We start from the raw sequence: 4,087 nt of genomic DNA, 5'->3' as shown, positions 1-4,087 counted from the left end.
GGGTATCCGCTCGCCGCGCGCGGCGAAGCTCGTGGCATAGGGCGAATGGGTGTGGGCGATGCCGAAGACGTCGTTGCGGTGGCGGTAGATATAGAGATGGACCCCGGTGTCGACCGACGGCTTCATCACGCCGTCGACGATGTTGCCGTCAAGGTCGACCACCACCATGGTCTCCGGCGTCAGTTTGGCGAACTTGACGCCAGACGGCTTGATGACGACGAGCCCGGTTTCCGGATCGCGCGCCGACACATTGCCGCCTGAGCCCACCACCAGGCCGGCTGCCGGCAGTTCGTGGTTCTGTTCGCAGACGATCTGCTTCAACTCTTCCAGCATTATGCAGCCTCCTTGCCGGGAATACCGTGGGGATAGACGACGATCTTCAGCGATTTTTCCGCCTCGACCAGCATGCGAAAGGCCTCGGCGCTGTCTTCAATGCCAAACCGATGCGAGATCGCGTCATCCGCCCTGATCCGTCCGGCCTCCAGAAGGCGGATATAGCTGTAGGTGTCACGGTGATCGGAGGAATAGCGCGAGGTCACGGTGATCTGGTCGAAATAGGCCTTGTGGCCGTCCTGCACCCAGTCGGTTCCAGGCGGCAGCGGCGCGCCGAGATGCAGGCAACCGCCGGGTTCGACCAGCGCCATCGCCTGATCCCAGGCGGACGGGAAGGGGGCAATGACGATCACGGTATCGGCGAGCCGGCCATTGTTGAGCGCCCGCATCTCGGCAACCGCATCGGCCGTCTTCGGGTTGATCGTATGGGTCGCGCCGAAAAAGCGCGCCTTTTCAAGCCGCCACTCGGAGAAATCGAGCGACACGACCTTGCCCGCGCCGAAAAGCGGCGCCATGTGCACGAAACCCTGGCCCATGAAGCCGGCGCCGACGACGGCAACCGTATCGCCCGGCTGGATGTTGCAGACCTTCAGGCCCGACAGCACGCAGGACCAGGGTTCGATCGTCGTCGCCGCCTCGTTGGAAATGCTGTCGGAAAGCTTGTGGGCGTCCATGGCCAGATGCTGGGCCGTGACCCGGTAATATTCGCAGACCCCGCCCGGATCGAGCTTCATCGAGGAGTAGAACGGATCGCGGGTGAAATGACCGCGCAGCGACCAGTGGGAATTGACCCGACCGACATGATGATTGACGAACAGCCGGTCGCCGGGCTTGTAGTCGGTGACGCCGTCGCCGACCTTCACCACTTCGCCGACCGGTTCGTGGCCGAGCACCTTGGGCTGGGATTTCTTGTACCATGCCATCGTCTCGCCGCCGCAGAGGCCGCAGGCCAGCGTCTTCAGGAGAACCTCGCCGGGGCCGATTTCGGGAACGGGCCTGTCTTCCAGCCGGATATCATCGAGCGCGTGGTAGACGGCCGCTCTCATCATTGCGTTCATGCATTCTCCTCCTTCAGGCTGTTCAGTGCGGTCTGCAGGGTGCGCATGGCTGAAGAGATCAGCGCGTAGCGGCGGTAGACCGTCGAATATCGTGCGTGGATTTCAGGGCGGGCGCGATAGACGACGGCAGTCTCCTCGCGCCTCGAAAGGGCAATCGCGTCGCCGAGGCCGGCAGCCGCGGCGCCCAGGCAAGCAGCGCCCCACAAGCCCTGGTCCGAGGCCGGCGAAACCACGATGTCCTGGCCGATCACATCGGCGATGATCTGGCACCAGACCGGGTTTTTCGATCCGCCGCCGGTCAGTTGCACCGGCGCCGGGGGCAAGCCGTCTTCCGCCTCGAAACAATGGCGCAGGCTCATCGCCGTGCCTTCCATGACGGCGCGGCCCATCTCGGCCTTGGTCGTGTCTGCCCTCAGGCCGTGGAACTGCGCGCGGATGTCAGGGGAGACGAAGGGCGCGCGCTCGCCGTTCAGATAGGGCAGGAAGGTCACGCCATTGGCTCCGGCCGGCACATCCTCCACGAGGGCGTTGAGCTTGCCGGCGATCTCGTCGGTCGATTCGCCGCCGAGGCTTTTGGGGTGAAGGGCGGTGAACCAGTCGAAGGCGGCGGCTCCCGTGGAAGGCGCCAGAATGCGGATGATCGCCTCGCTCGTCGGATGCAGCGCCGATGCGCCGACCGGCTTTTCGGTCGGGGTCACGTGATCGGTGAGAATGTTCACGACGGCCGTCGTGCCCAGGATCATCATCGTCTGGCCCGGGCGGTCGAGACCCATGCCGACAATCATCGCGGCAAGATCGAGTGTGCCCACCGAAACCGGCAGCCCTTCCGGAAGGCCGGTCCTTCGCCCGGCTTCGGCGGATAGCCTGCCGAGTTGTTCCGAAGCGTGCCTGGGGCGTGCTAGAATGCTGCCGAGATCATTGCATTCAAGCAGGTCGATCTGGCGCGGGCCGTAGCTGCGGGTGTCAAAATCGATAAGGGGGATGGAGGCATTGGAGAAATCGGTCGCGATTTGGCCGGTGAGCCGGTAACCGATCCAGTCGGCGCAGGTAAAGGCTGCCCTGGCGCGCAAGGCGGTTTCCGGGCGGTTTCTGCGCAGCCAGCGCCACAGCATGGCTGAGGTGCCGGGCCACAGGTCGGTGTGGCAGCCAAGCCCCACGGCGCCCGTCGCGCCTCTTCCACTCAGCGTCTCAAGATCGGCGGAGGCCCGCGTATCGTTCCACAGCATGGCGTTGCCGCAGGGCGCGCCGGCTTCGTCCATCAGCCAAAGACCGTCGCCCTGCGCGCAGACCCCGAGCGCGGCAAAGGAAGCACCCTCGCATTTCGCCGACAATTCGCTGAGGCATTCCACGGTCAGCGTCCAGATGGCTTCCATGTCCTGTTCGGCATGGCCCGGCGCGGGGCGCGATACCTTGTTGACGCGGGCGGCGCCGGCCACGCATTTGCCCTCCGGCGTGTAGGCGGCGACCTTGATTGCGGTCGTGCCGACATCCAGTCCTATTCTCAGTTCAGTCACGCATGCTCCTCCATAGATTTCTACAATTGAAATATTTCTTGACTTTTGTAAAGCCAATTGTTTTTGTTCCATGGACACCGAGGTGTCACGGAGTTCCAAGGGAGGAGAATATGAATAAAATCGTCGCTGCGGCTCTTATGGCCGCTGCTGCAGGACTGTACGCCATTCCGGCTGTGGCCCAGGAAGACGGTCTGTCGCTTGAAGGCAAGACCATCGGCGTGGCCGTCGTCGGAACCCAGCACTTCTGGGACCGCGAGGCCTTCAATGGGGCCACCACGACGGTCGAGGAACTTGGCGGCACGGTCGTTCCCGTCGACGGCGGCCGCGACAACCAGGTCCATGCCGACAACCACGATGTGCTTTTGAACCGCGGCGTCGATGCGGTGATCTCGATCCTCGGCGACGGCTCGGTCGAGCCGAAGTTCGAGGCGCTGAAGGAAGCCGGCATTCCCGTCTTCACCGTCGATCACCCCTCGCCCTATTCCACCAACAACACCACGTCCGACAATTATTCGATGGGCACGACGATCGGCCGCTACATGGCGGATGCGATCGGCGGCAAGGGCAAGGTCGCCGTCTTCAACGCCTTCGAGGAATCGCTGCGCATTTGCGGCATCCGCACCGGGCTTTGGAAATATGTGCTGCAGGACTATCCGGAAATCGAGATCATCCAGCCGGAACTGGCCGAGGAATTCGCCAATGCGCCGGAAGATGCCCGCCGTCAGACGCTCGATCTCCTGAGCCAGTATCCGGAAGGCACGATCGACGCGATCCATGTCGGCTGCTGGGACCAGCCCGCAATCGGCATCGTGCAGGCACTGGAGGAAACCGGCCGCACGGAGATCAAGGTCACCGCGCTTGACGGCGGACCCGAGACGCTGGAAATCATGGCCGAGGAGGGAAGCCCCTTCGTCGCCAATGTGGCCCAGCAACCCTATCTGATCGGGGCAACCTCGGCCGAAAACGTCGCGCGCTACTTCGCCGGCGAGGAGCTTCTGCCGCAGACCTATGTGGATGTTGTTCCGGTGAACGGCCCGGAGGAGGCACGCCAGGCCTATGAAGACCTGGGTTACGGCAGCCTGAACTAGCGCATCGGCCCGAAAATCGGAATCGATTTTCGGAAAGCACGATGCGTAGATAAAATAGGTTAGAGCGTCCTTTGTGCGTCCGAATGGACGCACG

The 4,087-nt window shown here is 63.3% G+C and carries 4 protein-coding genes; 1 reads left to right on the top strand and 3 read right to left on the bottom strand.

Annotation, left to right across the window (positions count from 1 at the left end; translation table 11 throughout):
- The 3 genes from AC5DC2_RS20475 to AC5DC2_RS20465 all read right to left on the bottom strand — a co-directional run.
- Positions 1-333: class II aldolase/adducin family protein (locus AC5DC2_RS20475; RefSeq protein ID WP_491699819.1), on the bottom strand; the 333-nt coding region annotated here is incomplete at its 3' end.
- On the bottom strand, positions 333-1,391 hold the full coding sequence (locus AC5DC2_RS20470; RefSeq protein ID WP_491699818.1) for a zinc-binding dehydrogenase: 1,059 nt from the start codon (positions 1,389-1,391) through the stop codon (positions 333-335). The genes AC5DC2_RS20470 and AC5DC2_RS20475, both read right to left, overlap by 1 nt.
- Positions 1,388-2,905 (bottom strand): FGGY-family carbohydrate kinase, encoded by a 1,518-nt coding sequence (locus AC5DC2_RS20465; RefSeq protein ID WP_491699817.1) that lies wholly within the window; start codon positions 2,903-2,905, stop codon positions 1,388-1,390. Before AC5DC2_RS20465 ends, AC5DC2_RS20470 begins: the two co-directional genes overlap by 4 nt.
- 110 nt (positions 2,906-3,015) lie before the next feature.
- On the opposite strand from AC5DC2_RS20465, the gene AC5DC2_RS20460 reads away from it, so the two are divergent.
- A complete protein-coding gene (locus AC5DC2_RS20460; protein ID WP_491699816.1) occupies positions 3,016-3,993 on the top strand; it encodes a sugar ABC transporter substrate-binding protein in 978 nt (325 codons plus the stop codon).
- The last annotated feature ends 94 nt before the right edge of the window (positions 3,994-4,087 follow it).

The organism is Martelella sp. (assembly GCF_984369615.1).
Note: the sequence above shows the minus strand (reverse complement) of the source record. Positions and strands in the feature narration are given on the sequence as shown.

What these genes read in the sequence shown, in the direction of transcription:
- AC5DC2_RS20460 (WP_491699816.1), top strand. Translation starts at nt 3,016, where the DNA reads ATGAATAAAATCGTCGCTGCGGCTCTTATGGCCGCTGCTGCAGGACTG.
- AC5DC2_RS20470 (WP_491699818.1), bottom strand. Translation starts at nt 1,391, where the DNA reads ATGAACGCAATGATGAGAGCGGCCGTCTACCACGCGCTCGATGATATC.